General features: G+C 69.1%; 27 protein-coding genes. 17 read left to right on the top strand and 10 right to left on the bottom strand.

From position 1 onward, the window contains the following. Window positions 1-30 precede the first annotated feature (30 nt). From ACLJOO_RS15485 to ACLJOO_RS15455, 7 genes are read left to right on the top strand one after another with little or no spacing between them, the layout of a single operon-like run. A complete protein-coding gene (locus tag ACLJOO_RS15485; protein WP_410787831.1) occupies window positions 31-534 on the top strand; it encodes a hypothetical protein in 504 nt (167 codons plus the stop codon). Beyond that, window positions 501-932, top strand: a complete 432-nt coding sequence (locus ACLJOO_RS15480; protein WP_131342091.1) for an SRPBCC family protein — start codon at window positions 501-503, stop codon at window positions 930-932. Before ACLJOO_RS15485 ends, ACLJOO_RS15480 begins: the two co-directional genes overlap by 34 nt. A 4-nt stretch (window positions 933-936) precedes the next feature. Then, on the top strand, window positions 937-2,247 hold the full coding sequence (locus tag ACLJOO_RS15475; protein WP_410787829.1) for an ArsA family ATPase: 1,311 nt from the start codon (window positions 937-939) through the stop codon (window positions 2,245-2,247). Then, window positions 2,244-2,654 carry a hypothetical protein gene (locus tag ACLJOO_RS15470; protein ID WP_410787827.1) on the top strand — a complete coding sequence of 137 codons (411 nt, stop codon included), beginning with the start codon at window positions 2,244-2,246 and terminating at the stop codon, window positions 2,652-2,654. The genes ACLJOO_RS15475 and ACLJOO_RS15470 overlap by 4 nt, the downstream gene beginning before the upstream one ends. Further along, on the top strand, window positions 2,645-3,604 hold the full coding sequence (locus ACLJOO_RS15465) for an ROK family glucokinase (protein ID WP_410787826.1): 960 nt from the start codon (window positions 2,645-2,647) through the stop codon (window positions 3,602-3,604). The genes ACLJOO_RS15470 and ACLJOO_RS15465 overlap by 10 nt, the downstream gene beginning before the upstream one ends. A 58-nt stretch (window positions 3,605-3,662) precedes the next feature. Continuing rightward, window positions 3,663-4,805: an ROK family glucokinase gene (locus ACLJOO_RS15460; RefSeq protein ID WP_410787824.1), complete on the top strand. Its 1,143-nt coding sequence runs from the start codon at window positions 3,663-3,665 to the stop codon at window positions 4,803-4,805. Next, a complete protein-coding gene (locus tag ACLJOO_RS15455; protein ID WP_410787823.1) occupies window positions 4,802-5,497 on the top strand; it encodes an endonuclease/exonuclease/phosphatase family protein in 696 nt (231 codons plus the stop codon). The genes ACLJOO_RS15460 and ACLJOO_RS15455 overlap by 4 nt, the downstream gene beginning before the upstream one ends. Here ACLJOO_RS15455 and ACLJOO_RS15450 read toward each other — a convergent pair. From ACLJOO_RS15450 to ACLJOO_RS15440, 3 genes are all read right to left on the bottom strand, one after another. Beyond that, window positions 5,487-6,230 (bottom strand): phytanoyl-CoA dioxygenase family protein, encoded by a 744-nt coding sequence (locus ACLJOO_RS15450; protein WP_410787822.1) that lies wholly within the window; start codon window positions 6,228-6,230, stop codon window positions 5,487-5,489. The two genes, ACLJOO_RS15455 and ACLJOO_RS15450, sit on opposite strands and share 11 nt — an antisense overlap. Before the next feature lie 277 nt (window positions 6,231-6,507). After that, window positions 6,508-7,473 (bottom strand): alpha/beta fold hydrolase, encoded by a 966-nt coding sequence (locus ACLJOO_RS15445; protein ID WP_410787821.1) that lies wholly within the window; start codon window positions 7,471-7,473, stop codon window positions 6,508-6,510. A gap of 57 nt (window positions 7,474-7,530) precedes the next feature. After that, window positions 7,531-9,624: a hypothetical protein gene (locus ACLJOO_RS15440; RefSeq protein ID WP_410787819.1), complete on the bottom strand. Its 2,094-nt coding sequence runs from the start codon at window positions 9,622-9,624 to the stop codon at window positions 7,531-7,533. Between the two features lie 109 nt (window positions 9,625-9,733). On the opposite strand from ACLJOO_RS15440, the gene ACLJOO_RS15435 reads away from it, so the two are divergent. Beyond that, complete coding sequence (locus tag ACLJOO_RS15435) at window positions 9,734-10,738, top strand: NAD(P)H-dependent flavin oxidoreductase (RefSeq protein WP_410787818.1); 1,005 nt, start codon at window positions 9,734-9,736, stop codon at window positions 10,736-10,738. Here ACLJOO_RS15435 and ACLJOO_RS15430 read toward each other — a convergent pair. Genes ACLJOO_RS15430 through ACLJOO_RS15410 form a run of 5 tightly spaced genes read right to left on the bottom strand, consistent with a single transcriptional unit; the run spans window position 10,685 to window position 14,674 of the window. Further along, a complete protein-coding gene (locus ACLJOO_RS15430; RefSeq protein ID WP_410787816.1) occupies window positions 10,685-11,434 on the bottom strand; it encodes an enoyl-CoA hydratase-related protein in 750 nt (249 codons plus the stop codon). The two genes, ACLJOO_RS15435 and ACLJOO_RS15430, sit on opposite strands and share 54 nt — an antisense overlap. A 45-nt stretch (window positions 11,435-11,479) precedes the next feature. Further along, window positions 11,480-11,902 carry a nuclear transport factor 2 family protein gene (locus tag ACLJOO_RS15425; RefSeq protein ID WP_410787815.1) on the bottom strand — a complete coding sequence of 141 codons (423 nt, stop codon included), beginning with the start codon at window positions 11,900-11,902 and terminating at the stop codon, window positions 11,480-11,482. Window positions 11,903-11,927: 25 nt separating this feature from the next. Further along, window positions 11,928-13,157, bottom strand: a complete 1,230-nt coding sequence (locus ACLJOO_RS15420; protein ID WP_410787814.1) for a TIGR00300 family protein — start codon at window positions 13,155-13,157, stop codon at window positions 11,928-11,930. Window positions 13,158-13,209: 52 nt separating this feature from the next. After that, on the bottom strand, window positions 13,210-13,911 hold the full coding sequence (locus tag ACLJOO_RS15415; protein ID WP_410787813.1) for a hypothetical protein: 702 nt from the start codon (window positions 13,909-13,911) through the stop codon (window positions 13,210-13,212). Continuing rightward, a complete protein-coding gene (locus ACLJOO_RS15410) occupies window positions 13,904-14,674 on the bottom strand; it encodes an alpha/beta hydrolase (protein ID WP_410787811.1) in 771 nt (256 codons plus the stop codon). Before ACLJOO_RS15410 ends, ACLJOO_RS15415 begins: the two co-directional genes overlap by 8 nt. Before the next feature lie 313 nt (window positions 14,675-14,987). On the opposite strand from ACLJOO_RS15410, the gene ACLJOO_RS15405 reads away from it, so the two are divergent. Together ACLJOO_RS15405 and ACLJOO_RS15400 are read left to right on the top strand one after the other, a co-directional pair. Beyond that, on the top strand, window positions 14,988-15,752 hold the full coding sequence (locus ACLJOO_RS15405) for a lysophospholipid acyltransferase family protein (protein ID WP_410787810.1): 765 nt from the start codon (window positions 14,988-14,990) through the stop codon (window positions 15,750-15,752). A 36-nt stretch (window positions 15,753-15,788) separates the two neighbouring features. Then, window positions 15,789-16,181 (top strand): DUF2237 family protein, encoded by a 393-nt coding sequence (locus ACLJOO_RS15400; RefSeq protein WP_410787809.1) that lies wholly within the window; start codon window positions 15,789-15,791, stop codon window positions 16,179-16,181. A gap of 30 nt (window positions 16,182-16,211) precedes the next feature. Here the strand turns inward: ACLJOO_RS15400 and ACLJOO_RS15395 are convergent, their stop codons facing one another. Continuing rightward, on the bottom strand, window positions 16,212-17,267 hold the full coding sequence (locus ACLJOO_RS15395; RefSeq protein WP_410787807.1) for a type IV toxin-antitoxin system AbiEi family antitoxin domain-containing protein: 1,056 nt from the start codon (window positions 17,265-17,267) through the stop codon (window positions 16,212-16,214). Between the two features lie 226 nt (window positions 17,268-17,493). Here ACLJOO_RS15395 and ACLJOO_RS15390 point away from each other — a divergent pair, with 226 nt between their 5' ends. The 4 genes from ACLJOO_RS15390 (at window position 17,494) to ACLJOO_RS15375 (ending at window position 21,481) form a co-directional block, all read left to right on the top strand. Beyond that, a complete protein-coding gene (locus ACLJOO_RS15390; protein WP_410787805.1) occupies window positions 17,494-18,867 on the top strand; it encodes a class II 3-deoxy-7-phosphoheptulonate synthase in 1,374 nt (457 codons plus the stop codon). Beyond that, window positions 18,864-19,889: a threonine aldolase family protein gene (locus ACLJOO_RS15385; protein ID WP_410787803.1), complete on the top strand. Its 1,026-nt coding sequence runs from the start codon at window positions 18,864-18,866 to the stop codon at window positions 19,887-19,889. Before ACLJOO_RS15390 ends, ACLJOO_RS15385 begins: the two co-directional genes overlap by 4 nt. A 37-nt stretch (window positions 19,890-19,926) precedes the next feature. Continuing rightward, a complete protein-coding gene (locus ACLJOO_RS15380) occupies window positions 19,927-20,904 on the top strand; it encodes a ribose-phosphate diphosphokinase (protein ID WP_410787801.1) in 978 nt (325 codons plus the stop codon). 217 nt (window positions 20,905-21,121) lie between these two features. Further along, complete coding sequence (locus ACLJOO_RS15375) at window positions 21,122-21,481, top strand: hypothetical protein (RefSeq protein ID WP_410787800.1); 360 nt, start codon at window positions 21,122-21,124, stop codon at window positions 21,479-21,481. A 300-nt stretch (window positions 21,482-21,781) separates the two neighbouring features. Here the strand turns inward: ACLJOO_RS15375 and ACLJOO_RS15370 are convergent, their stop codons facing one another. Next, the gene (locus tag ACLJOO_RS15370; RefSeq protein ID WP_410787799.1) at window positions 21,782-21,919 is read right to left on the bottom strand and encodes a hypothetical protein; all 138 of its coding nucleotides are present in this window, start codon (window positions 21,917-21,919) and stop codon (window positions 21,782-21,784) included. A gap of 389 nt (window positions 21,920-22,308) precedes the next feature. On the opposite strand from ACLJOO_RS15370, the gene ACLJOO_RS15365 reads away from it, so the two are divergent. Genes ACLJOO_RS15365 through ACLJOO_RS15355 form a run of 3 tightly spaced genes read left to right on the top strand, consistent with a single transcriptional unit; the run spans window position 22,309 to window position 24,110 of the window. Then, on the top strand, window positions 22,309-22,614 hold the full coding sequence (locus ACLJOO_RS15365) for a hypothetical protein (protein ID WP_410787798.1): 306 nt from the start codon (window positions 22,309-22,311) through the stop codon (window positions 22,612-22,614). A 34-nt stretch (window positions 22,615-22,648) separates the two neighbouring features. Then, a complete protein-coding gene (locus tag ACLJOO_RS15360; RefSeq protein WP_410788677.1) occupies window positions 22,649-23,332 on the top strand; it encodes an alpha/beta fold hydrolase in 684 nt (227 codons plus the stop codon). Window positions 23,333-23,351: 19 nt separating this feature from the next. Beyond that, on the top strand, window positions 23,352-24,110 hold the full coding sequence (locus tag ACLJOO_RS15355) for an SAM-dependent methyltransferase (RefSeq protein WP_410787796.1): 759 nt from the start codon (window positions 23,352-23,354) through the stop codon (window positions 24,108-24,110). The last annotated feature ends 13 nt before the right edge of the window (window positions 24,111-24,123 follow it).

The following is a 24,123-nucleotide window of genomic DNA, read 5'->3' as shown; positions in this document are numbered from 1 at the left end:
TTATGTGACCCACGGAACTAGGTTCTAGCTATGCCATTGCTCGACATCAGTTGCGACGACCTGGTCGTTGCTGATCCAGCCTACGTCGCCGAGCGGCTCGGTTCGGACACCCTGTGGCGTGAGTGGTGGCCGGATCTCACGCTGACGCCGTCCGAGCGGCGCGGCCTGGAGGGGGTCCGGTGGGCCGTCACCGGTGCCGCGATCGGTACGGCGGAATGGTGGCTGGAGACCGTCCGGGACGGGGTCGTCGTGCACTGGTACCTGCGGGTCGACCCCGCGAAACCGGTCCGCGGACGCGCGGTCGAGCGCTTGAAGGAGCGGTATGTCGCGGCGTACCGGGAGCGGCTGTGGGCGTTCAAGGACGAGCTCGAAGCGGGCCGCGCGGCGGGCGAACGCCGTACCGGATCCGATCCCGCGATAGTCTCCGGGGAGGGCACGGATCCATCGGGGGGTCCGGCGGTCCCGCAGCACCCGTCCCAGGCAACTGAAGAGGTGAATCGATGGCGGAACAGACCACCTCGACCATCCAGGTGAACGCGACCCCCAAAGAGATCATGGCGGTGATCGCGGACTTCGCGGCGTACCCGGAATGGGCCGACTCGATGCGGGAGACCGAGGTGCTGTCCACCGACGAGGCCGGCCGGCCGAACAAGGTGCGGTTCAAGGTGGACGCCGGCGCGATCTCCGACGAGTACACGCTGGCCTACGTCTGGTCCCGCAACGAGGTGACCTGGACGCTGGTCGAGGCGAAGATGGTGAAGGGGATGGACGGCGCGTACGTCCTGAAGGATCTGGGAGCCGAGGGGACCGAGGTGACGTACCGGCTGGCTGTGGATGTGGCGATCCCGATGATCGGCATGCTCAAGCGGAAGGCCGAGAAGGTCATCATCGACACGGCTCTCAAGGGCCTCAAGAAGCGCGTCGAGTCCTGATCCAGTGACTCGGGTACTGCTGTACACAGGTAAGGGCGGCGTAGGCAAGACGACCTCCGCTGCGGGAACGGCCACGCTCGCGGCGCTCCGCGGGCTGCGGACGCTGGTGCTGTCGACGGACGCCGCGCACTCGCTGTCGGACGCGTTCGACTCCGCGGTCGGGCCGGAGCCGACCGAGATCGACGACCTGCTGTTCGTCCAGCAGATCAACGCGCAGCGCAAGTTCGAGCGGTCCTGGGGCGACATCCAGGCGTATCTGCGGTCGGTGCTGCACATGGTCGGCGTCGACCCGGTCGAGGCCGAGGAACTGACCGTTCTGCCCGGCGCCGAGGAGGTGCTCGCGCTGCTCGAGGTGCGCGACCACGTCCGGTCCGGCCGCTGGGACGTCATCGTCGTCGACTGCGCCCCGACTGCGGAAACGCTCCGGCTGTTGGCCCTGCCCGAAGCACTGAACTGGTACCTCGATCGGATCTTCAACGCCGAACGCAAGATGATGCGGACCTTCCGGCCGTTCCTGAATCGCGGGTCGAGCATCCCGATGCCGGACGACACCGTCTTCGACGCGCTGCGGCGACTGCAGGCCGACCTGTCCGACATCCGCACGTTGCTGGCCGGCCCGGACGCCTCGGTGCGGCTGGTCCTGACGCCGGAAGCGGTCGTGGTCGCCGAGGCCCGGCGGTCGCTGACCAGGCTGTCGCTGTACGGGTACCGCGTGGACGGCGTCGTGGCGAACCGGGTGTTCCCGGCGGCCGGGGCCGACACGTGGCGCCGGCAGTGGGTCGCCGCGCAGCGGGGGATTCTCGAGGAAGTCGCGGACTCGTTCCGGCCGTTGCCGATCTGGGAGTCGCCGTACCGCGTCTGTGAGCCGGTCGGCGTCGAGGAACTGGCCGCGTTCGCGGTCGAGATGTACGGCGGGGACGACCCGTTCGCCCGCGCCACGGACGACACGTCGCTGTGGGTGGACCGGCACATCGACACCGATGGGCGGACGTACACGCTGACGATGCCGTTGCCGTTGGCATCCGCCGACGAGCTGGAGCTCGCGCGGCACGGGGACGAGCTGATCATCACCGTCGGGTCGTACCGCCGGGTGCTGCCGCTGCCGGCCGCCCTGGCACGGCGCGTGGTGGCAGGCGCGCGGCTGGACGAAGGCCGGTTGCAGGTGCGGTTCTCGCCGCGGGAGACCGCGCGGCCAGTGACGCCTTCGTCGGAGGTTCCGAGCGGGTCAGGTCCTTTGGAGTCGGCGCAGGAGTTGGCGCAAGGGCTGACGGCGGAGTACCACGAGGCGCTCACGCGTCGCGAGGCGGCGCGGTGACGAAAGATCCGGTCGGCTCGGTCGCTGAGGAGGCCGCGAAGCTGTTCGCCGTACTGCAGAACGCCGCTCATGACGCGCCGCCTGCCGACGAGACTGCCCATGAGACAGCTCAGGAGCACAAGTTGGGGCCGGACTGTGTCTGGTGCCCGGTCTGTCAGCTGATCCACCGGGTGCGGAACACCAGCCCGGAGACGATCGAGCAGCTGTCGACGGCGGCCGCGCACGTGCTCGGCTCACTGAGATCTCTGCTGGAGGCCGCCGCGGACGCGGCCCGGCAGACGCGGGAGGACGCAGCGTCGCGGTCCTCGCCACCGGAGGAGGAACCGGCCCAAGAATCGACCCAAGAATCGACTCGGTCCCGGGTGGACCGGATCGACGTGAGTGAGGACCCCGAACCATGGGACTGACGATCGGCATCGACGTCGGCGGCACGAAGATCGCGGCCGGCGTGGTCGACGAGCACGGCGAGATCATCGCGCGCACGCATCGCGACACCCCGGCCGACTCGGTCGACGCCACCGCGGCGGCGATCTGTGACGCGGCGGCCGAGCTGATCGCGCACCACGCCGTGGAAGCGGTCGGGATCGGCGCGGCCGGGTTCGTCTCCTCGGACCGGTCGACGGTGCTGTTCGCGCCGAACCTGGCCTGGCGGGACGAGCCGCTCGGCGCGCGGGTCGCGGAGCAGCTGAAGATTCCGGTCGTGGTCGAGAACGACGCGAACGCGGCGGCGTGGGGCGAGTTCGCGTTCGGCGCGGCCAAGGACGTCGAGCACATGGTCTGCATCACGGTCGGCACCGGGATCGGCGGTGGCGTGGTGATCGACGGTGAGCTGCTGCGCGGCGCCCATGGTGTGGCGGCCGAGCTCGGCCACATGCGCGTCGTACCCGGTGGGCACCGGTGTGGGTGTGGTTCTCGCGGCTGCCTGGAGCAGTACGCCTCCGGTAAGGCGCTGGTGCGCGAGGGCAGGGCGCAGGCCGAGTCGGGTTCGCTGGCGGCGATGCAGATGCTGAGCGTGTGCGGGATCAACGACCCGGCCGAGCTGACCGGCCCGATGATCACGGACGCCGCCGTCCAAGGAGACCCGTGCGCGGTCGAGTTGCTCGACGACCTGGGCCGTTGGCTCGGCGAGGGCGTGGCGAGCCTGGCGACGATCTTCGACCCGACGCTGGTCGTGATCGGGGGCGGTGTCAGCGCGGCGAAGGACCTGATCATGAAGTCCGCGGTGCAGGCGTTCGAGAAGGTGCTGCCCGCCAAGGCCAACCGCCCGCACGCGCCGTTCACCCTCGCGGAGCTGGGCAACGACGCCGGCCTGATCGGCGCCGCGGACCTCGCCCGCCGCCCGGCCCCAGCACCATGATTGTCCTGACCTGGGATACTGAGGGTAGTCCGGCGGGGGCCGCGAGGAAGGTCGAACCTTGGCTTTGACGCAAGCTCTGACGATCGGGATCGACATCGGCGGGACGAAGGTCGCCGCCGGGGTGGTCGACCCGGAGGGCAACATCCTGGACCGGTTGCGCCGGGACACGCCGACCAAGGACCCCAAGGAGACCGAGGACGCGATCGCCGAGATCGTCCACGACCTGGAGTCCCGGCACGACGTGATTGCCGTCGGCATCGGCGCCGCCGGGTTCGTCGACGGCACCCGGTCGTCGGTGCTGTTCGCACCGCACCTCGCCTGGCGGCACGAGCCGCTGCGGGACGCGGTCGAGCGCCGGCTCGGCCTGCCGGTCGTCGTCGAGAACGACGCGAACGCGGCCGCCTGGTCCGAGTGGCGGTTCGGCGGCGGCCAGGGCGAGAGCCACCTGGTGTGCGTCACCCTCGGCACCGGCATCGGCGGCGCGATCCTGAACGACGGCGCGTTGCAGCGCGGGAAGTTCGGCATCGCGGGCGAGTTCGGGCACATGCAGGTCGTGCCGGGCGGTCACCGCTGCGAGTGCGGGAACCGCGGCTGCTGGGAGCAGTACGCCTCCGGCAACGCGCTCACCCGGGAGGCCCGGGAGCTGGCGCTGTCCGGTTCGCCGGTCGCGCACAACCTGCTGCGGGCGGCCGAAGGCGATCCGCGGAAGATCAACGGCCCGATGGTGACCGAGCTGGCCAAGGACGGCGACCCGGTCGCGGTCGAGCTGCTCGAGGACGTCGGCCGCTGGCTCGGCATCGGCCTCGCGAACCTGGCCGCCGCGCTGGATCCGGGCACATTCGTGATCGGCGGTGGTGTGTCCGACGCGGGCGAGCTGCTGCTGGCGCCGGCGCGGGAGGCGTTCAAGCGGACGCTGACCGGTCGCGGGTTCCGCCCGGAGGCGCGGATCGTCCGTGCGGTGCTCGGGCCGGAGGCGGGCCTGGTCGGTGCGGCCGACCTCGCGCGGGAAGAGGCGACGTGGCTGCGCCGGGTCCGGGTGAAGACCACCGCCGTGACCGCGAAGACGGCTGCGGCGCGTGGACGGTCGACCCGCCTCGAGCGGGCGGCCCGGAAGACCGCGGGACGGCGTACCGGAATGCGCGCTGCGGCGCAGGATGCGGACCTGCACCCGGCCGACCTGAACGGCGACCCTGACGCATGAGTGATGGCGCCCTGCGGGTGCTGTCGTACAACGTGCACCGGTGGGGAGACGACCGTACGGCGCTAGCGCGGGTGGTGAAGGCCTGCGCGCCCGACGTGATGCTCGTGCAGGAGGCCCCGACCTGGTGGGGCACCCGACGCAAGCGACGGGCAATGGCGGCGACCTTCGGGATGCGGTACGTCGCGGCGTCCGCGCGCAACGCCATCCTCGTTGCCGACGGCATCGAGCTGGCCGAAGCGCTGCACTGGCGGATCCGGCGGCCGTTCGTCCGCCGGCGCCTGAACTTCGTCGCCACCCAGCTGCCCGGCGGAGCCGTCGGCGGCCAGGTACTCGTCGGCACGACACAGGTCGCCGTCGTCTGCTGTCATCTCGGCCTGCACATCCTCGGCCGTCAGTATGAGCTCGAGCAGATCCTGAAGCGATGCCGCGCCTTCGGAACGCCGTACCTGCTGGTCGGCGACCTGAACGAGGAACCCGACGGCCCGGTGTGGAAACGTCTGGCGGAGGAGGGACTGACCGACCTCGGCGCCGACGCAGGCCCGACCTTCAGCTCCACCGATCCCCACAAACGCATCGACGGCGCACACCTGTCACCGCCGCTGCAGGGACGCATCCTCCCAACCCCCGCTTCCTCAGAGGACCTCGCCGCCGCCTCCGACCACCTCCCGATGCTGATCGAACTCAGGCCCTGAACTCGACCAACGGATCCGTGACGACGTCGCGCCAGCGATCGCGGTGTCCGTGGGCCTGCAGCCGGTAGTAGATCGTCTCCCGGCGCTCCGGGCCGGTGTTGCCGCCGATGTTGTGCCCTAGCAGGTAGTGCGAGAACAGCACGCTTCCGGCGGGCCCGGTGGCCTGGACCTGCTCACCGAGCTCGATCTTCGGGTACGGCGCCCCGCTGGTGTCCTCGGACAGCTCGGCAAGGGCGTCGGCACCCTGCTCAGCCAGGTACGCCCCGAATCGCAGATGCGTCCCTGGCCAGACATGCAGGTTCCCGTGGTAGAGCTCTTCCTGGTCGGTCAGCCAGACCCCGGCGAGCATCGAGAACGTGTACGGCGTGCCGTCCGGACCCAGTGGAGTGACTCCGTCGACGTGCGGTGCCCCCGGGCGGTGCGACCACGGCGGAATCGTCGTGGCGATCTGCGCGAAGTCGGGCTCGTCGACCCCGAGCTCCGGCCGGATCAGCTCGGCCGCCACTTCGGCGACGGTCTCCCGGTAGAAGTCGAGCAGCGGATGCGGCCCGTCCTCGAACCTGGGCCAGGCGAAGTGGTGTCCCACGTGCCCCGGCGCGGGCGGTTCCGTCTCCAGCGCCGCCGCGAACAACTCCCGCCCCGCCGCGACCTCCTCATCGGTCAGTACGCCGGGGACTACGACATAACCCTGCTCGCGGAATGCGGTGCGTTGCCCGTCGCTGATGTGCGGCATGCGGTCAGTCCACCAGCGCGCCGTCGTACCGGCAAACGAATTAGCTCTTCTTGCGGTTGAGGAAGGTGAGCATGGCTTCCTGTATGGAAACGCCTCGCCGAAGAGTGCCTGACTGACCTAGGCGCCGATGCGGGCCCGACCTGCAGCTCCACCGACCCCCACAAACGCATCGACGGCGCGCACCTGTCGCCGACCCTTCAGGGCCGTATCCTCCCAACACCCGCCACACCGGAAGACCTCGCCGCTGCCTCCGACCATCTACCGATGCTGATCGAGATCAGCGTCTGACGAACGAGCCGAGAGTATCCGCGACGACCTGAGGGTCCTGGAGCCACGGCAGATGTCCGACGCCGGCCTCGACGACGACGGCCCGCGGAAAGGCGCCGGCCGCGCATTGCGCAACCGTGAGATCGCCGAGGAAGTCGTGGCGCCCCCACACGAGCAGGACTCGCTGCTGGATCTCGCCGAGCTCGTCCGCGGACAGCCACAGGCGTCGATCCGCGAACCGCCCGGGCCACGCGACGAAGTGCTGGATCATGTGGCTCATGCCGCCTTCGGCGTTCGGCAGCCGCAAGCCCTCGGTGAAGACGTCGACCATCGAGTCGCTCAACTGCGCCGGCGGATCGCCCATCAGGCGGAAGAACCGGCGGGTCGATCGCGGCGACGGTGGATCGAGCCGCCGGAGCACCTTGGCCATCCACGGCACCGACAACGGCCCGAAGATTCGCGGCAGCCGCGGCGCCAGCAGGCCCGGCGGGGCACCGATCGCCGCAACGGCCGACACCCGTCCGGGCAGGTCCAGCGCTGACCACAAGGCCCATAGGCCGCCCATCGAGTTGCCGGCCAGGACCGCACGCTCGAGCCCGAGCGTGTCGAGCAGGGCGTCGACGAACGCCACCGCATGCGCCCGCAGGTCGGATACCTCGGCGTAGTCGACGGATCCGGATAGACCGTGGCCGGGCCGGTCCACCAGGTACGCCCGCACACCCCGCAACCGGGCGGCGAGCGGGATCCACACGGCCGACGTCGCTGGTGTCCCGTGCAGGAATACCACGGGATCTCCGGCCCCCACCTGGGCGACGAACACCCGGCCGGTCGAGCCGACAGCCGGACAGGACACGTCAGCCGTGACCCCGTACTCGTCGAGCAGGTCGTCGTACCGACCCGCATAGGAGTCGTACGCCGGTTCGACGCAGACCGTCCTGGTGGGGCGCTGGTCCGCGGGCTGGTTCTCGGGGTGCATCTCCGCCTCCTGTCGCTGGTCCGAATGCCCCGGAGCATGCGCAGGATGCGGTCTCACTCACCAGGCCGTTTCCGGCTCACTTTCGGGATCACTTTCGGGGTCAGGGCCGTCGAGCTCCTGGCGCCACAGGTCGGCGATCACCCGGCCGACACCACGCGCGAGATGCCGTTTGTAGGTGCTCAACGGCAACCCGAGCAGTTCGGCGGCACGTTCCTGGGTCGCGGCCGGGCGGACGAAGGTCCGGTCCAGGGCGCGGTACAGCTTGTGATCGCGCTCGGTGGCCGTGAGCCGCTCGACGGCACCCCGTACCAGCGTGGCAAGCCGGTCCGCCGGATCGCAGTCCGTCGTGAGCGCGAGCGCCGACCGGGTCAGGGGGTTGCGGGCGAGGGCGTCCCGGCGATGCAGGTCGCGGAGGGCGGCCCGGACGGCCTGCCGGAAGTCCGGCTCGGACAGGAGCAGCGGCTCGGCCACGCGGCCGTCCGGTGGACCGGGATCACCGGCGAGGTCCCGCTCGAACATCACCCGCAGCCACTGGTCCAGCGGCAACCTGCGGAAATCACGGACGAACATGCCGTAGTTCCGGCCGCCGACCTCGAAGTCGGCGCCGGCGGCTCGCGGAATCTCGAAGTACGTGAAGTACTCCTCGCGCCGTGCCGGTTCGTGGAACGTCAGGAAGGAGGCAGCCAGACCCGGCGTCCGGAGCCATTGCTGGATCGCCACCACCGGACCGAGATTGATCGTCGGCGACGGGTCCTGATAGGACTCGCGATCCACGCAGAAGCGGAACTGGGTCACCCGATCGTCCGGCCTCCGGCGGAGGTGCGCCCGGGCGTAGCGCAGCGCCGCGGCTCCCCCCGGATCGGCGGCGATGTCGGACTCGGCGGCCAGCGTGAGGTCGATGGTCGCGAGGACGCCGCGGATCCGGCCGTCGTGGTGCCGGACGACGAGGAACCCGTCGGGCTGCAGGCGCCACCAGTGCTCCGCGAGCGCCGCCGACTCGGCGCCCTCCCAGCGGCGGACGACGTCGATGATCCCGGCGCGGTCCTCGGGCCTGGCCGGCTCCGGGTAGTGCCGTCCGAAGGAGTCCCAGTCGGTCCATGCGCGAGACACCTGCTGATGCCGGTGCAGATACTTCGCGTCGTACAGAGCGCGCTGTTGCCGCCGCCCGGTGGTGCTGCCGAGCTGGCGCAGGATGTGCTTCTGGATCCTGCGGAAGATCCGGTCGTAGCCCTCCGGGTCGCGCCAGCGGAGATCGGCGACGAGAACCTCACGCGCCAGGTCGTGCGGAGCGAGCCCGTCCAGGCCCGCTTCGACAAACGACAGCCCGCGCAGCCAGGCGAACACCTCGTGCGCGTCGTCGACGCCGAGCGCGTGCCGGAGCAGGGCTTCGTTGGTGGTACGGGCGAGCGCGCAGACCTCGAGTGCGGTCCTGCGCGGGCCGACCGGGAGGACATCCACGAAGGTTCGCAGCAAGGTGGCCACGACGTCCGGCGTGAGCGGCTCGTCCGCCTCGCCTCCTGAGGCGACCAGATCGGCGAGCACCGCGAGCCCGAGCGGATGGCCGTGACTGATCTCGACGGCGCGATCGTCGTGCCCGGGTTCGATGCCTCGGGTCCGGAGGTACGTGCGGCACTCGTCGCGGGTCAGGTTGCGCAGCGGTACGACGCGCAGCACTTCACGCCAGCCGGGATCCGCGGACCAGGATGCGTCTGGGGCCCCGCGTCCGGCGAGCACGGTGACGGTTCCGGTCGGCAGCCGGGGCAGGAACTCTGTACGGAACCAGTCGTCCAGGGGCTGGAGCGCCTCGTAGGTGTCGACCAGTAGGACTCCCGGAACCGTCGCCAACGCTGCCGGAACGTCGTCGAGTGTCGTGGCCTGGATGCTGTCGAGCACGGCCTTGGGCGTCGGGTCCAGCTCTCGTCCGTCGAGCCTGGTCGCCGCGACGCCGAGCTCCGCCGCGAATTCGGCGTACCTGAGCAACAGGCTGGTCTTGCCGATGCCTCCCGGGCCGTGCACGTACAACACCCAGGCAGGACCGGTCAGCGCCCGGTGGAAGATCTCCAGCTCGGCCGCGCGTCCGACGAAGGCCCGCCGCCGGCGGTCGGCCAGCAGCACGCCGAGCGTCTCCACGGCGGGTACCCCCTCGACCATGCATTCACTGTAGGACGGGCAGGCCGGTTCGGTCCCTTCTTCATGACACCGGCGTCCTTCGGTGGCACCGTGGTATGGCTGGGTCAAGGGGTGAAGGGGGAGTGCATCGATGAACACACTGTGCTCGCTGTTGGGGATCGAGGTGCCGGTCGTGCTGGCCCCGTTCGGGCCGTGGGAGCAGGTGGAGCTTGCAGGGGCCGTGTCGGAGGCGGGAGGTCTGGGCAGCCTCGGTACGGCGTTGCGCAGTACCGAAGAGCTGCGCGACCAGTGGCGCCGGATGCGGGAGCTGACGGATCGGCCGTTCGCCGTCAACCACACGGGGCGACCGCTGGTCCGGGAAGCGTTCGAGGCCACGCTCGAGGCCCGGCCTGCGGCGATCTCGTTCCACATGGGAATCCCGGCCGACCTGATCGCCCGGGCGCACGAGCACGGCATCGTGTGGATCCAGGCGGTCGGCGACGTCGACGCGGCCGAGATCGCGCTCGAGGCCGGTGCCGACGTCCTGGTTGCGCAGGGCACCGAGGCCGGCGGGAACGCCGGCTGGGTGTCCACGCTGGTACTGGTGCCCGCGGTCGTCGATCTGGCCGGCTCGACGCCGGTGGTGGCCGCCGGGGGGATCGCCGACGGCCGTGGCATGGCGGCCGCCCTCGCCCTCGGGGCACAGGGCGTCAGTTTGGGTACACGGTTCCTCGCCAGCACCGAGATGACGATCGATCAGGCGTGGAAGGAACGGATCGTCGCTGCCCATGCGCGGGACGCCGTGAAGGTCGCACAGTCCGATCGCGTGCTGCCGCCGTTCAACCTCCCGCAGGTAGGCGCGACGTTCACACCCCGCGTGCTGCGGACGCCCCTGACCGAGCAGCTCGAACAGGATCCGGACAGCGTCGACCCGCAGGAGCTGGCGGCGCGCGTCCGCAGCGAGGTGCTCGCGGGCAGGGGCCATGAGCTGCTGCCGTTCACCGGCCAGTCGACCGAGCTGATCCACGACATCGCGCCCGCTGCGGAGCTGGTGTCTCGCTTGATGAGCGAGTGTGTCCTGGCGCTGCAGCGCGCCGGGACGCTAGCTCTTCCTGCGATTGAGGAAGGCGAGCATCGCTTCCTGCGCGGCGGGTGAGCCGAACAGAGAGGCGGAGAGTTCGGCGAGGTCTTTGCCGCGGGCATCTATGTCGGCGAGGAGGTCGCGGTTGAGGAGTTTCTTGGTCTCGCGGAGGCCCTGCGGTGCGCCCTTGAGGAGGGACGTGAGCACTGTCTCGACGGCGGCGTCCAGGTCGGGGTCTGGGACCGTCAGGGTGAGCAGGCCGAGGCGCGCGGCCTCGAGGGCGTCGAAGGCGTTGCCGGTCAGGAACGTGTACGCCGCCGCGCGGTCGGTGAGCCGGGGGAGGACTGTGAGCGAGATCGTCGCCGCCGCGAGGCCCAGCCGGACCTCGGTCAACGCGAACGTCGCGCTCTCCCCGGCGATGCTGATGTCGGCCGCCGCCACGATCCCGATGCCGCCCGCCCGCGCCGGCCCCGCGACGCGCACGACGACCGGCTTCGGGATCGCCACGATCGCGCGCTGTACGTCGACCATCCGCTGCGCGCCGACGCCCATCCCGACGGTCGTCGCCTCGGACAGATCGGCCCCCGAGCAGAACACGTCCAGCGCCGACCGAACCACGATCACCCGCACCGCATCATCCGCACCCGCCGCCTCGAGCCGCGCCAGCAACTCACCGGTCAACTGCTGCGACAATGCATTCTTGTTGTGCGGCGAGTCCAACGTGACAGTTGCCACTCCGTCGGCCACGTCCAGGTGCACGAGTTCGGTCATGGGGTCATCAAACACCCAATGCCGTCCCATCCGCTGCGGGCCACGTCACGGCCCTGAGGGGGCCGAGGTGGGGTTGAGCGGGTCGGCGTGGCGGTGGGTGATCATCCACGCGCCGTGCTCGGCCCGGAAGACCATCGTCGTACGGAGCAGGTGCGGCAGCGGGGCCGGCTGGGTGACGTGCTGGACGGTGCCGCGCTCGATGGCGACCGTGTACGCCGTGTCCGCGCCGACGTGCTTGACGAGGTACTCGAACTCGATCTTCGCGCCGCTGGGACGGAACTGCGAGGACGCCCACTCGTACCGCGGCCCGATCTCGGACCAGCCGACCTCCTGGCCGCCGAATCCGCCGAAGATCGAGGTCTGTTCGCTGTGCGACACCAACGGCAACCACAACGACGGATCGCCGTTGACGAACGCGGTGTTGGCCTCCTCGAAGCGTCGCAGAAACGATTCGAAGTCCTGGTTCATGACACCAGCCTCTACGGCGATGGGGTCACTTGGTGTCGGCGTACGACGGGGCTAGCTCCCGCGCCAGGTGCTCGATGAACAGGCCGACGTCCGTGACGATCCCGCGCGCCTGGGACGAGCCGCGGTCCGCGAGTTTCGTCACCGTCGCCGGGTTGATGTCCACGCAGGTCAACGGGATCGACGCCGGCAGAATGTTGCCGGTGGCAACCGAGTGCAGCATGGTCGCGGCCATCAGGCAGTACCCGACGCCGTCCAGCTCGGCCCGCATCGCCCGCTGACCCTCGAGGACGTCGGTGTAGACGTCCGGCAGCGGCCCGTCGTCGCGCACCGAACCGACCAGCACGAACGTCTTCCCCTGCCGGACGAGCGCATGCATCACCCCGGAAGTCAGCACGCCCTGCTCGACCGCGGCCGCGATCGACCCGGCCTTGCGGATCGTGTTGATGGCCCGGATGTGGTGCTCGTGCCCGTGCTCGACGCCCCGCCCGCGGGCGAGATCCACGCCGAGCGACGTCCCGTACAGCGACGACTCGATGTCATGCGTCGCGAGCGCATTGCCGGCGAACAGTACGTCGACGTACCCGGCCTCGACGATCGCGACCATCGCGGGCGCGGCGCCGGTGTGCACGATGCCGGGCCCGCCGACCCAGAGCACCTTCTGCCCGTTCGCCTTCGCCTCGCGCATCCCGTCCGCGACCTGCTTGACCAGCACCCGCTGCGGCTTCTCCGACGACACGTCCGACTCCATGAAGCCGAACCCCTCTTCGGTGTCGACCGCGATCGGGGGAGTGACGCGGACGCCCTGCGCACTGGTGACGATCCGCATCCCGGCGCGGACGTCCGACATCGGGATCGTCCGCACCGTGTCGCCGTCGACGAGCAGACCGCAGTCCATCTCCGGGTTCTGCACCAGGACCCAGTGGCCGCCCAGCCGGACGCTGGTCGGCAGGTTCGTGGTCGAGTAGAACCCGTCCGGGAACACCCCGTCCTGGCTGACCTCGGTGATCTCCGGCGTACCGGGGTCGACCAGGTTCGCGCCCTTGGTCTGGATCCGCATCAGCAGCCGCTGCAGCGACTCCTCGTCCTCCGCGCCGACCGTCATCCGGACCGTCGACGGGTCGTCCTTGTCGTAGCCGAGGTCGAACTTGTCGAGCGTGTACTCGCCGCCGTACCCGCGGATGTCGTCGAGCACCCGGGACAGCAGCCCGGAGTCCATCAGATGGCCGGTAATCTCGACGGTCTCAGTGACCTGCACGGGGTGCCCTCCCTCGGAAGTCGTCGGATTGTCCGACGATCCGCACTCTAACTCAGACGACCGCCCCGTCGTCACCGCCGTCACCCGGAGGGAGCCGGTCCTTCATCCGGAAGACCAGCGTGAGGAAGCCGCCGATGAACCCGGTGACCGCGAGCGTGGTGATCCGGCCGGTGCCGAAGTCGAGCAGGGCGGCCAGGATCAGCAGCAGCGGCCCGCCGAGCAGCCCGAGCCAGGCGAGCCGGCTGACCCAGTCCAGCCGCGGCCCGCGCGGCGGCTCCGGCGGGACGTAGTGGTCGTGCGCGTCGTCCGCCTTCTTCTTGGCGGGCGGCTCCGCGTCCTCGGTCTTCTTCTCCTCGACGGTGAGCCCGGACGGTACGTCGATCAGCGGCTCGTACTTCTCGTCCACGTCCTCGCTCGCCGGCCACCGCGCGACCGGTTCCTCGCCGCCGTCGTGCCCCGGCGCGGACGGCTGATTGAACTGTTCCACGAGCGACTGCCACTCGGCGTCCTCGGTACTGCGGTCGATCACCGGACGGGCCCGCTCCACCGCCTCGGCGTCCACGAAGATCTCGTCGTACCCGACCGGAATCCGGACCGGTTCCTCGGCCTCCTCCGGCGTCCGGGCCTCGCTCTGGTTCTCGCAGTACGCCGCGATACCGGCCGCCTTCAGCGCGTCGAGCACCGGCTCGGCGACGAGCGGATCGATGCCGCCGAGCGACGTGTACGACGTCGCGGTCAGTCCGTTGTCACGCATCGCTGCTCACGCTCAGCCGACTGATGAAGGCGGTCGAGTCCGCGAAGATCCGCGGGGCGTCGTTGTCCAGGGTTGCCACGTGGTAACTGTCCTCGAGCAGGGTCTCGGTCACGTCGCGGGACGAGATCGAGGACAGCACCGTCCGCCCCGAGCTCGGTTCCACCACATGATCGACAGTACTGCGGAACAGCAGCACCGGCTGCGTGATCTTCGCCAGATCGTCCCGGGTGACCTTCCACAGCTGCGACAGCGAGTGCAGCGCCCGCAACGGCATCCGGTCGTACGCGCCCTCCTCGACGCCCGGCTTCTTGATGTCGTTCGAGATGCCCGGGAACGACGGCACCAGCTTGGCCAGCACCGGCAGCAGCGCCAGCCGCTTGTCGTCGGTGCGCACCGAGGGGTTGATCAGGACCAGACCGGATATGTCCTCGCCGTGGAGCTCGGCGAGCCGCAGTACCAGACAGCCGCCCATCGACAGTCCCACCAGGAACACCCGGTCGTGCTCCTTGCGGAGTCGCTCGAGCTCGTTGTCGAGTACGGCGTACCAGTCCGGCCAGCCGGTCGTGTTCATCTCCTGCCAGCTGGTCCCGTGACCGGGCAGCCGCGGCACGGCGACGCCGTACCCCTCGGCGGCCAGATGCTCACCGAACGGCCGCATCGACCGCGGCGAGCCGGTGAATCCGTGGCTCAGCAGTACGCCGACGGCGGCGTTCTCCCCGGTGCCGGGACTGCGAAACTCCTCCGCGTGGGCTTGCACTGGCACGCTCGACTCCTCGCCGTTCAGATCCTCACAGTCGCGCCTCGTAGGCGCGTGACAATCGTCGCATCTGGGCTGCATCCAGTCTGCATCCAGGTGACAACACGGTGAGCAACACCCGCATTCCTGGCGGTGACATTGCCTGAGGGGGAAGCTGGAACGTAGTCTCCGCACCGGAAGGTGGCGCGCCGGAGTTGTCGCGTGACCGCCACCGGCGTGCACTGGTGCCGGAATGGGTACGGGCAGACCATGGTAGGTGGGCCCTGGTGGTGAGTGCTGTCGGGTGAGTGTGTCGGGCGAGTGACGGAGGTCGAGGCGGATGCTGTACCTGTTCCTCAGACGGTTCTTGGTCGCACCACTGGTCAAGCTGCTCTTCCGGCCCAAGGTGACCGGGGTGGAGCACGTGCCCACCGACGGTCCGGCGCTGCTGGTCAGCAACCACCTGGCGTTCTGCGACTCGATCTTCCTGCCGGTCTCGATTCCGCGGCAGATCGTCTTCCCGGCCAAATCGGAGTACTTCACCGGTCCCGGCCTCAAGGGGAAGCTGGTCGCCACGTTCTTCCGGTCCGTGGGCCAGATCCCGATCGACCGCTCCGGCGGCCGCGCCTCGCTGGCCGCGCTGAACACCGGCCTGGGGATCCTCGAGAAGGGCGGCCTGTTCGGGATCTACCCCGAGGGCACCCGCTCGCCCGACGGCCGGCTGTACAAGGGCAAGACCGGCGTCGCCCGGATGGCGATCGTGGCCGGCGTCCCGGTGATCCCGGTCGCGATGATCGACACCGAGAAGCTGCAGCCCGCGGGACGGATGCGGCCGACCTTGTTCTACCGGGAGAAGGGCAAGCTGCTGCCGCGCCTGGTGCGTCCGGGTGTGGCGTTCGGCACGCCGCTGGACTTCTCCCGCTACGAGGGCATGGAGCGCGACCGCTTTGTGCTGCGCTCGGTCACCGACGAGATCATGTACGCCCTGATGGACCTGTCCGGTCAGGAGTACGTCGACATGTACGCCGACAAGGCCAAGGAACTGCTCAAGGCCGGCGAGTCGATCGACGAGCACGTCCGCCTCGGCGACACCAAGGCCAGCTGACGCTTTTCCAGCCGTCGTACGGCGAGGATTGCCGTCATGGACAACGACCTGAACGTGCTCGGTGAGCCGCTCGAGGAGTGCGGCACCGACCCGGTGACCGGGTTCTACCGCGACGGCTGCTGCACGAGCGGGCCCGAGGACCTCGGCAACCACACCGTCTGCGCGGTGATGACGGCCGAGTTCCTGGCCCACCAGGCCTCGATCGGGAACGACCTGATCACCCCGCGCCCCGAGTGGCAGTTCCCCGGCCTGAACCCGGGCGACCGCTGGTGCGTCGTAGCAGCCCGCTGGCTCCAGTCGTACCACGCCGGCGCCCCGGCCCCCGTCGTACTCGCATCAACCCACGTCCGCGCCCTCGACACCATCCCCCTGTCCGCCCTCCGCACCCACGCGGTAGACGTCCCCGCAGACCCCAGCTCCCTCACCTAACCCGGGGCCCCGCGAGCGATCGTGGAGTTGCTAGGAGGTTTTTGCTGGGATAGCGCCAGATTCCCTCCTGGTATGTGCGGAAGACCCTCCTTTGAGCGAGCAGGTGGGGGAGCAGGGCGTGAGAGTTCCGGTCCAGCCGCGCAAGGCGAGCGCCGCGCCGACCTGGCCCGCGGTGGCGCAAGGATCGGTCACCAGCTGATATCCGAAGCGCAGCGTGGTCTTGCCCAGCAATGTCGCCGCGCTGTCCCGGTGCATATCTCGCCAGGTGGAGATTGCGTCGGCATGCCCGGTGCGACCGTCGAGCTCGATGATCAGGTCGTACGGGACGTACTCGACATCGCGGTACTCCACCGGCAAGCCGCTCGTCGAGCTGCTTGTCGAGCGGACCTGCCGGGTGCCGGTGGGCAGACCGTGGGCACGTTCGACTCGGGTCAGATACACCTGCTCGAGGAACGACTGCACGCCGTACGCGGCATCCGACAGGACCGGTATCAGCAGCTTGCGCCCGCGGAGTCGCGGTAGCTGGTTCAGCTCGGCCAGCAACCGATCAGGTGTCGTGCGGCGCTGACGGCAAGCGTCGAGAACGATGCCCGCCCGCCGATCAGGGTCGAGCCTTCGGGCCGCCGCGGTCAGCACGGCGATCTCCAGGCGTACGACGTACGGCTCACGTCCCTGCACCAGCCACGAGGAGACGTCTTGATGGCGGGTGAGCCGGACGCCGATCCGCCGCTCGATCCGACGACTCTGCGGTACGGCGAGGTGGACCGGCGAGTCCTGCCAGTCGCCGCTCAGCCCGTGCCAGCGTAACGCCGTATCAGCCGTCAATGCGGCGTCGGGACCACACGCCAGCCAGGCGGCCCATACGCGGGCCGACCACGGCAACGGGCCGGTGAAGTCGGCGTACACACCTTGGTGGATCCGCTGGATCTGCCGGTTCCGGCAGCGGCGCGCCAGCGTGTTGTCGTCGATCCCGTGCGCCACCGCCTGGGCGCGAGTGAACATGCCCTGCTGCCGGCCGCGCAGCTCGACGAACCGCCGGATTTGCTCATCGTCAGCCTCCACCTCTGATTGCCGAAGTTCATCCACACCTATAACGTGCCGTCGATCGCCCTCCGCGATCGCGACGAGTTCGCCGCCTGTGGACAACCTCCCGCCGGATCCTGGCGGGTTTTCACCCGTTGAGGAGGCATTCCTCTCCTAGGAGGGATTTGGCGAGGGGCGAGGATGTGCCCGGCGGGGCGGGAGGTGGTGTGCGTGTGGAGGTGATGAGACGTGTGGGTGGCGTGTGAGGGGGGTCAACTAGGCTGAGGGTATGCAATTTGCGACGTTGACGGCGGGTCAGGTTCCCGGGGTTCCTACGCTGGACGAGTTGCGGGGGCTGAAGCCGCTGCAGCAGCCGGAGTGGCCGGATCAGGGTGTGCTGGAGCAGGTGATCGCCGAGCTCCGGACGCTGCCGCCGCTGGTGTTCGCCGGTGAGTGCGACGACCTGACCACGAAGATCGGTGCGGTCGCCCGCGGTGAGGCGTTCATCCTCCAGGGCGGCGACTGCGCGGAGACGTTCGCGGGCGTGACCGCGGAGAACATCCGGGCGAAGCTGCGGGTGCTCCTGCAGATGTCCGTCGTACTGCAGTACGCCGCCAGCGTGCCGGTCGTGAAGATCGGCCGGATCGCGGGGCAGTACGCCAAGCCGCGCTCGTCCGGCGAGGAGACCCGCGAGGGCGTGACGCTCCCGTCGTACCGCGGGGACGCCGTGAACGGCTTCGACTTCACCCCCGAGTCGCGGATCCCGGACCCGCAGCGCCTGCGCGGCGTCTACAACGCGGCGGCCGCGACGCTGAACCTGACCCGCGCGTTCACCACCGGCGGGTACGCCGACCTGCACCAGGTGCACGCCTGGAACACGGACTTCGTGAAGTCGTCGCCGGTCGGCCAGCGGTACGAGCAGTTGGCGGGCGAGATCGAGCGCGCGCTCGCGTTCATGCGGGCCTGCGGCGCGACCTCGGACGAGTTCCGGACCGTCGACTTCTACGCGTCGCACGAGGCGCTCATCCTCGAGTACGAGCACGCGCTGACCCGGATCGACTCGCGGACCGAGCAGCCGTACGACGTCTCCGGCCACCTGCTCTGGGTGGGGGAGCGAACCCGGCAGCTGGACGGCGCGCACGTCGAGTTCCTCGCTTCGCTGTCGAACCCGCTCGGCGTGAAGATCGGTCCGACCACCACGCCGGAGTACATCCGGGCCCTGATCGACAAGCTGAACCCGAAGGGCATCGAGGGCCGGCTCACGTTCATCACCCGGATGGGCGCGGGCAAGATCCGCTCGGCGTTGCCGCCGCTGCTGGAAGCGGTGCGCGACCACGGCTCGCCGATCGCGTGGGTGTGCGACCCGATGCACGGGAACACGTTCGAGACGCCGAACGGATACAAGACCCGCAACTTCGACGACGTGATGGACGAGGTCCAGGGCTTCTTCGACGCCCACGAGCAGGTCGGGACCTGGCCGGGCGGCGTCCACATGGAGCTGACCGGCGACGACGTCACCGAGTGCCTCGGCGGCGGCGAGGAACTGGTCGCGGAAGACCTCGTGAACCGGTACGAGACCGCCTGCGACCCCCGTCTGAACCGGCACCAGTCGCTCGAGCTCGCCTTCCTGGTCGCGGAACGCCTGCGAGGCGCCCAGGCATGACCATCGATCTGCGCTCGGACACCGTCACTCGTCCGTCGGCGGAGATGCTGGCCGCGATGACGTCGGCCCCGCTGGGCGACGACGTGTACGGCGAGGACCCGACCGTCAACGCCCTGGAGGAGCGGGTCGCCGGCCTGCTCGGACACGAGGCCGGCCTCTTCACCGTCACGGGCTCGCTCGCGAACGTGCTCGGCGTACGGGCGCTGGTCCCGCGCGGCGGCGAGGTGCTGTGCGAGGCGAGTGCGCATATCGTCCGCGCCGAGCTCGGCTCGCACGCGGCCGCGAGCGGCGTCACGACGCGGACGTGGAGCGCGCCGTCCGGGCAGATCGACCTCGAGCAGATCCGCGCGCTGATCGCGCCCGACCTCGGTCCGTACTTCGTCGTCACGTCGGCCGTCTCGGTCGAGAACACACACAACTTCGGCGGCGGGTCGATCCAGCATTCTTATGACGCACTCGCCGACGAGCTCGATGCTCGTGGGCTCCCGCTGCATCTCGACGGCGCGCGACTGTGGAATGCCGCTGTCGCCACGGGTCGTTCCGTGTCTTCCTTTGCGTCGCGGGCGGCCGCGGCGAGCGTGTGCCTGTCCAAGGGGCTCGGTGCGCCCGTCGGCTCGGTGCTGGTCGGGTCGACCGAGCTGATCCGCGAGGCACGGATCTGGCGGAAGCGTCTCGGCGCCGGCTGGCGGCAGGCCGGCGTACTGGCCGCGGCTGGGCTGTACGCCGTTGAACACAACGTCGAGCGCCTGGCCGAGGACCACGCGAACGCACGCGCGATCGCGTCGTTGCTCGCGGATGCCGCGCCTGGTTCGGTGAAGCCCGACCAGGTCGAGACCAACATCGTCGTCGCCGACCTGGCCGCCACCGGCCGCACGGTCGCCGACGTGGTGGCCGGGGCTCGCGACGCCGGCGTACTGGTCGGTGGTGTCGGGGCGACCCAGCTGCGGATCGTCACGCATCTCGACGCCTCGGCAGCCGACTGCCGTCGGGCCGCGGAAATTCTGGCGCGACTGATCGGTTAGGGTTCAGCTGTCGGGGTCGCAGCGTTCGGGGAGAGCCGTGCGAGAGATCGTCGTGTTCAGCGGAAATGCCCATACCGAGTTGGCGGAGCAGATCTGTAAGGATCTCGGCGTACCGCTTTCTCCGGTCGAGATCCATCGTTTCAGCAACGATTGCCTGCAGGTCCAACTGCAGGCGAACTGCCGGCAACGCGACGTGTACATCGTGCAACCGCTGGTGCCGCCCACGCAGGATCATCTGATGGAACTGCTGCTGATGATCGACGCCGCCCGCGGCGCGTCGGCGCAGCAGATCACCGCGGTCATCCCGCACTACGCGTACGCACGCTCGGACAAGAAGGACGCGTCCCGGATCTCGATCGGCGGCCGGCTCGTCGCCGACATGCTGACCACGGCCGGAGCCAACCGGGTGCTGACGATGTCGCTGCACGCACCCCAGGTGCACGGCTTCTTCTCGGTCCCGGTCGACCACCTGACCGCGATCGGCATCCTCGCCGACCACTTCCGCGGGCGCGACCTCTCGGACACCGTCGTGGTCAGCCCCGACCTCGGCAACGCGAAGACCGCGACGCAGTTCGCCCGGCTGCTCGGCCTCCCGGTCGCGGCCGGCAGCAAGCAGCGGCTCTCCGACGACCGCGTGATCATCGACACGATCGTCGGCGATGTCTCCGGCAAGCGAGCCATCGTGCTGGACGACGAGATCGCGACCGGCGGCTCAATCATCGAATTGCTGGACCGCCTGAAGGACCGCGGCTGCACCTCGGCCGCCGTCGCCTGCACCCACGGCCTGTTCGCCGGCCCCGCCGTCGAGCGGTTGAGGTCGCACCCCTCCATCACCGAAGTCATCAGCACCGACACCGTCCCCCGCCCCACCGGCTTCCCGGACCTCCAGGTCACCTCAGTCGCAGGCCTCTTCGCCGAAGCCATCAAACGCATCCACGGCGGCGAATCCGTCAGCAGCCTCTTCGACGGCGTAGACCCCACCCACGCCCCACCCCAACCCAAACTCCCGTTCTAGATGTAGCCGACCCCCGCACGCTACGCGTGCGCTTACGTCGTCGCTCCGCTCCTCAGCGCACCCACTCCGCGCGCTCCCACCCACCCGCGGGTTAGCGCCGTAATTCAGCTGCCGGCTGGCGCCGGCGAGCTGCGGGCTAGCGCCCGCCTTGCTGCTCGCTGGCGACTACCAAGCCAACGCCCGCGACCAACCCTTCCCGTCCAAAGGAGCAAAGCTGTTGTCGAACGAACAAGGCCGCATCTTCCGCGAGGCGTGGATTGCAGGCGTGACGAAGCACTACCCCGGCGAACCAAAGCCCGGGTACATCGCGCTCTGGGAAGACACACCCGATTGGAAGCGGGAGAGCGCCGCGGCCGTCTACGACCAGGTACGTGCGTTCGTCGAGGTCTCGGAAGGCAACACAAGCAAGCTCAGCCGAGAGCAAAAAGGCCGGTTCGTCGCGCTGTGCTGGATCGCGCAGATCCACCGCCACATCCCCGACCCCAAGCCCAGCTACGTAGCCGACTGGAACGACCTACCGGCCTGGCAACAAGAAACCGACGCGGACATCTTCGAGCGAATCGAAGGCACGAGCTGACATCCGTGCAGGCCTCGCTGCCTACGGACCTGCCTTCTGTTCGTGCGCGGGTTCCGCGTGGGAACTGCCGGCGGGCGGATGGTGGCGGTGGTTAGCGGGTCAGGTTCTCGGGGTTGATGCCATTGGCGGTGAGGGTGGCTGTGATCCATTTGCGTCGGAGCGGGCTTGCTGTGGCCAGGAGGTACTGCATGGCGTCGGTTGCTCGGTGTTTGCGGCCGTTTGCGACTGACGGGCGTAGGGAGCTTGGCAGGTTGTGGCAGGCGTCTGCGAGGGATCGGATCCATTCGATGACGTCGACATCTATGGGCCGGCGTCGGTCATTGACTGGACCTGGCCGGTGTAGGCGCTGCCTCGGATGGAGACGAACGCCTCGTAGCACAGCACGGTTACGGCTTCGGTGGCTTGCTGTTCGCGGCGGCGCCGGGAGTGCGAGAGCATGGCTGACATTCTGCATGTCCGCCTGTGGGTGGTGGAGCTATCGTCTGGTTGTGGGTGGTTGGGAGAGCCTGCGGGTGGAGTTGCGGCGGTTGGCTGAGGAGTCACCGGGGGCGCTTGTTGTGTGGCCCGGTCCGGACCGTGAGCGGCGGTCTGAGAAGCGGTTTCATATTGAGCTGGCTGCTTGGGCGGTTGAGATCGCGGCTGGGTTGCATGCGCGGTACGGCGAGCTTGTCGACCTGCAGGTTGGCGCGATGCGGTTTCCGGCTTGCGAGTTGGCCGTGCGTTGGCGCGGGGACCGGTTCCGCGGGGGACCCGCTGTGGATGCCGGGCTCGATGTGGTGGCGCCTTCACCGTTGTTGGTGCGAAGTGGGTGGTCCGAGCGTCGGGAGGTGGTGGTAACGAATCGGGGCGCTGCCGAGCAGGTGCTGATCTCCAACGGTGTGCTGGCGGCTGCGGTGACCGACGGTTCTGGTCGCGTGGTTGGCCTGTTCGTTGGACCGCAGTATGCGCGGCGGGTCGGGTTCGAGATCGGGGCCGGGCAGAGTCGGACTGTGCCTGTGCTGATAGGTACAGCCTCCCTGGATCCCGAGTTGGGGTACGCCGTCCCGCCGGGCACGTGGGGGCTTGCCGTCGAGCTTCGGACCGAGGCCGGCAACGTCCTCTTGGCGTCGCTGGGGCTCACGGTCACGTCGTAAATGCCCGGCCTACGATGACGCGGTGAAGTTTGTGATGGTGCCAGGTGGGTGGCAGGGTGGGTGGGTTTTTGACTCCGTGGCGGGGGAGTTGCGGGGGCGGGGGCATGAGGTTGAGGCGGTGACCTTGGCTGGGCTCGAGCAGGAGGTGCCGCTGGATCTGGAGCGGCCGGCGAATCTCGATACGCATATTGATCAGGTGGCGGAGATCGTCGAGCGGAACGCTGACGGACAGCTGGCGTTGTGTGGTCACAGCTATGCGGGCCTGGTGATCGCGGGGGTTGCGGACCGGCTCGGGGATCGGATCGATCAGCTGGTGTTCATCGATGCTTATGTCCCGGACGACGGTGACTCCTGCTGGACGTTGACGAGCGATACGTTCCGGGAGTTGTTCATCTCGGGCGCGAGCGCCGACGGCCGGTGGGTCGCCGTACCTGAGGGGCTTGATTCGCGGGCGCGAGCACATCCGTTGGCAAGCTTCCTGCAGTCGGTGAGGCTCGAGGACAACGCGTGGCCGGCGCTTGGCCGGATGTACATCAGTGGTGGTGAGTGGTCCGGAAGTCCCTTCCTGGAGCTGACCGAACGATTGCGCAAGGACCCGGCCTGGCGGGTGCACGAGATTCCAGTCGGCCACAACATCGCTCGGCGCGATCCGCAGAGTCTCGCCGACGTACTCGACGCGCTGGCGCCCGCGAATATCCGTTTGCACGGGGACGAGTAGCCACGCACACTCCGGACGCATGGATGATTCCGAGCTTGAGGTGCGGTTGCGGAACGGGCGGTACCCGCGGTCTGCGGGGTACTCGGCTCGGTGGATGGTTGACGGGTCGATGGGGCCGAATCCTGTGTGGCAGGCGGAGGCGCTGGTCGGGTTGATGCCGCTCGAGCCTGGTATGCGGGTGCTCGACATGGGGTGTGGTACCGCCCGGAGTTCGATCTTTCTGGCCAAGGAGTTCGGGGTCGAGGTCTGGGCTACTGATCTGTGGGTCAAGCCCGAGGAGAACCTGCGCCACGTCGTCGAGGCAGGTGCGGAAGGCAAGGTTCACCCGGTCTTCTCCGAGGCCCATGCGCTGCCATACGCAGATGGGTTCTTCGATGCGCTGGTCAGCATCGGCGCCTATCACTACTTCGGTACGGACGACCTTTACATCGGCTACTTCTCGCGGTTCGTGAAACCCGGCGGGCGGATCGGCATCGTTCAGCCTGGTCCGGTCGAGGAGTACGAGGTGCTTCCGCCGCAGCACCTCGAGGAGTACTGGAAGTGGGACTTCTGCGCCTGGCACAGCGCTGCCTGGTGGCGGCGGCACTGGGAGAAGACTGGGCTGGTCACCGTCGAGGTCGCCGATCAGCTGCCCAACGGCTGGCAGGACTGGCTGCAGTGGAACGAAGCCTGCGACGAAGACACCGGTACGCCGGGACGCGAAGAAGCTCAGATGCTCCACACCGACGCCGGCAAGACTCTCGGCCTCACCCGAGTCATCGCCCACCGCAACACTTAACTGGTAGCTTCAG

The sequence above is a fragment of the Kribbella sp. C-35 genome (assembly GCF_046549195.1).
Classification (GTDB): domain Bacteria; phylum Actinomycetota; class Actinomycetes; order Propionibacteriales; family Kribbellaceae; genus Kribbella.
This window is presented reverse-complemented; position numbering and strand designations above follow the sequence as displayed.

Bases quoted from the DNA above. Each gene is read 5' to 3' on its own strand.
- ACLJOO_RS15485 (WP_410787831.1), top strand. From the start codon at position 31: ATGCCATTGCTCGACATCAGTTGCGACGACCTGGTCGTTGCTGATCCA.
- ACLJOO_RS15480 (WP_131342091.1), top strand. From the start codon at position 501: ATGGCGGAACAGACCACCTCGACCATCCAGGTGAACGCGACCCCCAAA.
- ACLJOO_RS15465 (WP_410787826.1), top strand. From the start codon at position 2,645: ATGGGACTGACGATCGGCATCGACGTCGGCGGCACGAAGATCGCGGCC.
- ACLJOO_RS15455 (WP_410787823.1), top strand. From the start codon at position 4,802: ATGAGTGATGGCGCCCTGCGGGTGCTGTCGTACAACGTGCACCGGTGG.
- ACLJOO_RS15450 (WP_410787822.1), bottom strand. From the start codon at position 6,230: ATGCCGCACATCAGCGACGGGCAACGCACCGCATTCCGCGAGCAGGGT.
- ACLJOO_RS15445 (WP_410787821.1), bottom strand. From the start codon at position 7,473: ATGCACCCCGAGAACCAGCCCGCGGACCAGCGCCCCACCAGGACGGTC.
- ACLJOO_RS15440 (WP_410787819.1), bottom strand. From the start codon at position 9,624: ATGGTCGAGGGGGTACCCGCCGTGGAGACGCTCGGCGTGCTGCTGGCC.
- ACLJOO_RS15435 (WP_410787818.1), top strand. From the start codon at position 9,734: ATGAACACACTGTGCTCGCTGTTGGGGATCGAGGTGCCGGTCGTGCTG.
- ACLJOO_RS15430 (WP_410787816.1), bottom strand. From the start codon at position 11,434: ATGACCGAACTCGTGCACCTGGACGTGGCCGACGGAGTGGCAACTGTC.
- ACLJOO_RS15425 (WP_410787815.1), bottom strand. From the start codon at position 11,902: ATGAACCAGGACTTCGAATCGTTTCTGCGACGCTTCGAGGAGGCCAAC.
- ACLJOO_RS15415 (WP_410787813.1), bottom strand. From the start codon at position 13,911: ATGCGTGACAACGGACTGACCGCGACGTCGTACACGTCGCTCGGCGGC.
- ACLJOO_RS15405 (WP_410787810.1), top strand. From the start codon at position 14,988: ATGCTGTACCTGTTCCTCAGACGGTTCTTGGTCGCACCACTGGTCAAG.
- ACLJOO_RS15400 (WP_410787809.1), top strand. From the start codon at position 15,789: ATGGACAACGACCTGAACGTGCTCGGTGAGCCGCTCGAGGAGTGCGGC.
- ACLJOO_RS15390 (WP_410787805.1), top strand. From the start codon at position 17,494: ATGCAATTTGCGACGTTGACGGCGGGTCAGGTTCCCGGGGTTCCTACG.
- ACLJOO_RS15385 (WP_410787803.1), top strand. From the start codon at position 18,864: ATGACCATCGATCTGCGCTCGGACACCGTCACTCGTCCGTCGGCGGAG.
- ACLJOO_RS15370 (WP_410787799.1), bottom strand. From the start codon at position 21,919: ATGCTCTCGCACTCCCGGCGCCGCCGCGAACAGCAAGCCACCGAAGCC.
- ACLJOO_RS15360 (WP_410788677.1), top strand. From the start codon at position 22,649: ATGGTGCCAGGTGGGTGGCAGGGTGGGTGGGTTTTTGACTCCGTGGCG.
- ACLJOO_RS15355 (WP_410787796.1), top strand. From the start codon at position 23,352: ATGGATGATTCCGAGCTTGAGGTGCGGTTGCGGAACGGGCGGTACCCG.